The sequence below is a fragment of the Chryseobacterium defluvii genome, assembly GCF_014204415.1.
GTDB lineage: Bacteria > Bacteroidota > Bacteroidia > Flavobacteriales > Weeksellaceae > Chryseobacterium > Chryseobacterium defluvii_A.
Map to the genome: position 1 here is coordinate 11,405 of NZ_JACHLE010000011.1, position 6,397 is coordinate 17,801.

At 31.4% G+C, this 6,397-nt stretch carries 5 protein-coding genes; all 5 read left to right on the plus strand.

All coding sequences use genetic code 11. The features are described 5' to 3' along the window. Nucleotides 1–189 precede the first annotated feature (189 nt). Nucleotides 190–1,131 (plus strand): hypothetical protein, encoded by a 942-nt coding sequence (locus HNP38_RS17815; protein WP_184192127.1) that lies wholly within the window; start codon nucleotides 190–192, stop codon nucleotides 1,129–1,131. Nucleotides 1,132–1,281: 150 nt separating this feature from the next. After that, nucleotides 1,282–2,160 (plus strand): sterol desaturase family protein, encoded by an 879-nt coding sequence (locus HNP38_RS17820; RefSeq protein WP_184192129.1) that lies wholly within the window; start codon nucleotides 1,282–1,284, stop codon nucleotides 2,158–2,160. Continuing rightward, nucleotides 2,138–2,611, plus strand: a complete 474-nt coding sequence (locus tag HNP38_RS17825; protein WP_184192131.1) for a GNAT family N-acetyltransferase — start codon at nucleotides 2,138–2,140, stop codon at nucleotides 2,609–2,611. The genes HNP38_RS17820 and HNP38_RS17825 overlap by 23 nt, the downstream gene beginning before the upstream one ends. Nucleotides 2,612–3,173: 562 nt before the next feature. After that, on the plus strand, nucleotides 3,174–4,415 hold the full coding sequence (locus HNP38_RS17830) for an ATP-binding cassette domain-containing protein (RefSeq protein WP_228461096.1): 1,242 nt from the start codon (nucleotides 3,174–3,176) through the stop codon (nucleotides 4,413–4,415). 15 nt (nucleotides 4,416–4,430) lie between these two features. Beyond that, nucleotides 4,431–6,397, plus strand: a 1,967-nt coding sequence (locus HNP38_RS17835) for a condensation domain-containing protein (RefSeq protein WP_184192135.1), incomplete at its 3' end; no start/stop codon positions are given.

Genomic DNA, 6,397 nt, shown 5'->3' on the forward strand with positions numbered 1-6,397 from the left:
TGTTGAGTACTCCTTTGGAGATTACAAGAGACAAGCTTAGAATGATGAATATGATAGATGAAAATATTATTATTCATGATAGTGTAATAAAGCAAGACTGCGAATAAATAAAATAATTAATAATTCCTTAATTTTTATAGAGGCCAAAAGCTTTGGCCTCTATATTTAACTTTAATAAAATTAAATAAAATGAGTAAAAAAATTCTAGTAAGTGCACATAACCCTGTAACTGGACCAAGGCACTTAGGACACTATTTTGGGGCTATGAAATCATTAGTAGAATGTCAATATGAATATAATACTATTGTTGTATTAGACGATCTATTGGCTCATTACATGTATCCAAAAGAGAGAGAATATATTAAAAACAGGACATTATATGTTGTTCAGGATTTTATTAATTCTGGTTTTGATATTGAAAAAAATAATATTGTTTTAACCTCTGATATTGCACATTTATTTCTAGAACACATGCTATATTATAGTACTGTTATTGATGTAGAATATTGTAATCATTTACATCAAAATTCTTTTTTAGGATCTTTGAAATCTTATCAAAGAAAAGAACTAGGTTTAACTAATTATCCATCTGTTACCGAATGGTTATATCCTCAAATGGGAATTGCATCTATGGTGCTTAGTTTAGGTGCAGAATATTTTCAAGGAGGAGAAGAGATTATAGGATACATTTATATAATGGAAGAGATTATAGAAAATTTAAAATTAAAAAATAATTTATCAATAAATGTACCTGAGTATATACCATCAAAAATAGGATATATAAATGGAGTTGACGGAACATATATGATTCAAAAAAACTGTGTTTTTTTAGGAGAAGAAATTGGAACATTAAAAAAGAAGATATTTGAGATAAATGATAAAAGGGTTTTTCAGGAATGGTATAATTCATTACACAAAGAGGAAAAATCGAAAGATTTAAACTCTAAAGAATTGTCTAATCTTGTAAAAGAGGAATTTTTTGAAACTCTTGCCAAGGAATTAAAGCCTTTTAGAGAAAATAAACTAAGTAATCAATTTCTTTTAGAGGCTGTTGAAAAAGGTAAAAATAATGTGTCCGGGCTATTTGCCGAAACTTTAACTCCACTTAAAGATTCACTGAAAATTTATTAATTAAAAATAATATTATAAAGAGGAAGCCTGAAAAGTCTAAATTTAAGAACTTTTGCTTTTTAGGTCGTTTGAAATTGGTTTTATGGAAATTCGAAAAGCTACTAATTTTTTACTTTTTGGTCTACCTCTTTAATTAAATACTATTTAGATATGAAACAATTATTTGAAGAATTATTAAGCGTGTTCTCTTTAGAAAGGGCAGGAATATATCTGGGAGTTTTATTTATTTGTTTAGTTTTGGAAATAATTTTTATTGGTTGGGAAAATTGCTCTTTAAAAAAAATTATTAACTTAAAGTCAAATACCGTAAAATTAGATATATTTAGTTATATATTTAAAGTTTCAAATTTTATTGAAATATTAGGATTCATTTTTTCTTTTGGTCTTAGTTATGTAATTGCAGACATCTTGGGAATGCCAAAAACAAATTATTTACAAGAATATATCGGAAATATATTTATTCAAAATATTATTTTTATTCTTATTCTTGATTTTTCACTATATTGGATACATAGATTCTTACATATGTTTCATTTTTTGTGGGAAATTCATAAATTTCATCACTCTGCAGAGGAAATGACTATATTTACTACAGCAAGACTTCATCCGTTAGAAATAGCTATAAATAGCATAGTATTTTCAATACCTATATATTTAATTGGAGTTCCTGCTGAAAGTTATATTTTTTTTATAATATTTACAAGCTGGTTAGGACATATTCAGCATTCAAACTTATCTTGGAATTTTGGATTTATAGGGAAATGGTTATTCATATCCCCAAATAGTCATAGAATACATCATTCAACATCAAAGGAACATTTTAACAAAAACTTTGGTACAGTTACACCTATTTGGGACCGCTTGTTTGGAACCTGGTATGAATTAGAAGGTGAGTCTAAGAAAATTGAAATTGGTGTTTCACAAGATTATCATAATTTAAGCAGTAATATTTTTCGAAGCTATTTTTTATCATTTAAAGGCTTATTTCTAAAAATACTAAATAAAAATGAAAATATTAGAACAAAATAAATTAACTGAAATACAGAAAAAAAATTTATGGGATTTATGGAATAATGAATACCCTGTTCAGTTAAATTATGAGAAATTAGAAGATTTTAATAAATATATAAAAAGTTTAGAAAACAGTTTTAATATATTACTACTAGATGACGGAAAAATTATAGGATGGGCTTTCTCTTTTGATAGGGAGGGTGAAAGGTGGTTTGGAATAATTGTATCTGAAAATTATCAAAACAAAAGATACGGTTCTTTAATGTTAAAGAAATTGAAAGAACATGAAAGTCAGTTAAATGGATGGGTAATTGATAAAACTAATTATTACTATAAAAAAAATGATAAACCATACAAATCACCAATAGATTTCTATTTAAAAAATGAGTTTAAAATTATTAATGATTCTATCTTGGAAACTCCAAAGTTTTCAGCAATAAAAATTACATGGAGTAAATTGATATTTTAAATTTTCCTTTTAGCAAAATCTTTTACTATTTAGTCAGTTTACCACTAATTTTGTATGTGTCGCTACTTTGGCTTTCATCTAAATTGAAGACAAAGTATAAAAAAGAATATCTTCGCATCTTGCTCATTATGTAATGATTTATAGTAGTGGTTATGTTAAAAAAATGATTAAAATTAAATAATTTAACATGCTAAACTTTAAACTTAAATACATAATCTTTTTTTTATTATATTCTATTCCTAATGTTTTTCTGAACATATTCTTGATTTTTGTTATAAACGAAACGGTTAATTTAAAAGATATTAAAAATTTTAGCCCCATTTATTACTTTTTAATAATAGTATTACTATACTTTATTAATATTATTTTTCAAAAAAAACTTAATCAGTATTCCTATAATATTCTGTATGAAAATGAGAAAAACATTTTCAAAAGAATACTGAAAACAAAATTAATTACCTTAGAAAAATATGGAACTCAACGATTCTATACAGCTATAGAAGATTTAAGAATATTTTCTTCTTTGCCGGAAGTCGTCACCCATACGATAAATTCATTGCTGATGTTGCTGCTGTGTTTGGTCTACATGTTCAGTTTATCCTTATACGCAGGATTAACGGTTTTAGGACTGATAGTCATGATTGCGGGGATTTATTTTATTGTGATGAATACGATGAACGGCAGAATTGCTGTTTTAAGAAAATTCAATGAACATTATTACAAATATGTAAATGATGTAATAAAAGGATTTAAAAATCTTAAAGTAAATTCAACATTATCCCAAAACCTGCTGTCTGAAAATCTGCTTCCCAACCGTGACCAGGCCAAAGAGCTGGATTACAATATCAATTATGTATTTCTATCGATCAATCTTATCAGCCAGTATGGTTTATATTTAATAATAGGTGCCATACTGTTTATATTGCCAAAGTTCAATTTGCTGCCAAAAGAGGATATTGTCTCTTATGTGGTTATTCTTTTGTTTATTACCGGGCCCATCAGTAATCTGATCAATATGCAGAATATCTATACAAGATTTTCAGTTGCTAACCGGAGGATCATTAACTTTTTAAAAGACTTTAGTGAAGAATCGGAAAGTAATGCAAATGTAGGGGCTGCAAATGTGGACTTCCAGTCATTAAATTTTAAAAACATTACGTTTCAATATGAAAATGCCTCGGGAGAGCAGTCCTTTGCTTTAGATAAAGTGAACTTTAACGTTCAGAAAGGAGAGGTTATTTTCATTATAGGAGGAAATGGAAGCGGGAAAAGTACCTTTATCAATATATTAACAGGCCTATATGACCACAAAGAAGGAGAAATTACGCTGAACCATGAAAAGCTTCATTCAAAGAAGAGCTTACAGAATCTCATTTCTCCGGTATTTACAGACAATTATGTCTTCTCTCATAATTATGATAATTACCGGTTAGAAAACAATTCCCAATACCAGTCTTTATTGGAGATGATGGAAATGCAGGAAGTAGTTGGAGACACCAAAGAAGAATCGGCAAGACGTAATTTTTCAAAAGGTCAGAGCAAGAGAATGTCTCTGATATTTGCATTGCTGGAAGAAAAACCGGTCCTGGTATTAGATGAATGGGCAGCCGATCAGGATCCGCATTTCAGAAAATATTTCTATGAAGTTCTGGTCCCTAAATTTAAAAAAGAAGGTAAGACCATTATAGCAGTGACACATGATGATGCTTACTTTAGGCAGGCAGACAGGATCATCAAATTTGATTACGGTCAGATTGCCAGTGACACAAGAATAAACTCTGATTTCCATCCATCAATGCTTTAATTTTTCATATCAACAATGAAACTTACTCTTCCACAACAGGATATTTATTTTGAACAGCTTTTATTTCCTGATGTACCGGTGTATAATATAGGTGCCAGGATTTCTATAGAAGGTTCGTTAAACAGGGAAATATTTGAACAGGCCTATATAGCTTTAATACAGCAGCATGATGCCTATCGGTGTTTTTTAAAAGGGGATTTTGATAGTGCTGAAATGCAGATCACAAATGAAATCCGGGCGCTTGAATATATAGATTTTTCGACGGAAAAGGATAAAGACCAATCCGTATTGAATTTCATGCAGAAAGAGTTTAAAAAAACTTTTAATATTGAAAAAGATGAATTCCTGTACCGGTTTGTTCTCATCAGGGTAGATGAGAATCTTCATTACCTGTTCTCTGTGTATCACCACATGATTACGGATGGCTGGGGTACTTCCTTGATGTTTACCCGTTTGGTGAAAAACTATAATGAGATTTTAGAAAACGGAACAGTCATTTCCGAATATCCCTATTCTTATGAAAATTTTGTAACTGAAGATGAGGCCTATTTCAGTTCTGAAGAATTTAACTCAGATAAACAGTATTGGAAAGAAAAATTCAATGCATTGCCCGAAAATTTATTTCAGAAACTGGATTCGTCGAAAACGATCAATACCAGTGCCAGAAAAGAATTCATCATTAAAAGAGCCGTCTACAATGAATTGACGAAGCTGGCCTTAGAAACAAAATCGAGCACATTCCACATCATACTCGCTCTCTTATATACCTATTTTGGGAAAAAATCGCAGAATGAATGGGTTTCAATAGGTTTGCCTGTTTTAAACCGTTCCGGGGCTAAATTCAAAAAGACCGTAGGGTTGTTTATGGGAGTCAATCCTTTATTGATTTCTATTGATGACGAAGATACGTTTACAGGATTAGTTGAAAAAATTAAAAACCAGCTCAGGCAGGATTACCGGCATCAGCGCTTTCCTTTGGGGCAATTAGTAAAAACACTTGGGGCTTTTAACCGGAAAGAAAGAATATTCAATATGACATTGTCTTATGAGAAACAGGATTATTCATCTCATTTCAAAGATACCGTCACAAAAGTAGTTCCGCTCAGCCATGAATCAGAAAGAGTAGCTTTGGCATTGTACATAAGAGAGTTTGATGAGACGGAAGATGTAAAAATAGACTTTGATTATAATCTGAATTACTTTGCCAAAGAAAGTATCAGCCAGGTTACAGAACACTTCCAAACCCTTATGGAAGAAGTTTTGAATGATCCTGACCAGAAAATCAAAAAATTAAACTTTCTCGGTGAGACAGAACGATATGATCTTCTTTACAAATTCAATGATACGAGTGTTGATTACCCTAGGGATAAGACAGTGATCGAGTTATTTGAAGCACAGGCAGAGAAGACCCCGGAGAATATAGCAGCTCGAGACCGAGGGTTAAGCTTAACTTACAAAGAACTGAAAGAACAATCAGAAAAAGTTGCAAAATACCTGATTTCCCATTTTGGAGCCAATAACCAGCCTGTGGGAGTATTGACAGACCGTTCCTCAGAACTTGTCGTCCTGCTTTTAGGCATCCTCCGATCAGGAAAAAGCTACATTCCTATCGACCCGATGCTGCCCAAAGAAAGGATCGAATACATCATTAATCACAGCCAGGCATCCCTTATCATTACCGAAGAAGCATTTTTACAGGAATTTAATTTAGTACGATCATCAGATAACAGCACTCAGGACAAAGCACGTTTCATTACCAAAGAAGAATTGCTGCAGTTCGAGGCAAGTTCTGCAACTCACTTAAACCATCATCCAAAACCAGAAGACACCGCCTACATAATCTATACCTCAGGATCCACAGGTAACCCGAAAGGAGTAGAAATAGGGCATCAGGCCTTAACCAATTTCCTAACCAGCATTCAACGCCAGCCGGGAGTTCAGGATCAGGATATTCTGTATTCCGTGACCACCTATTCCTTCGA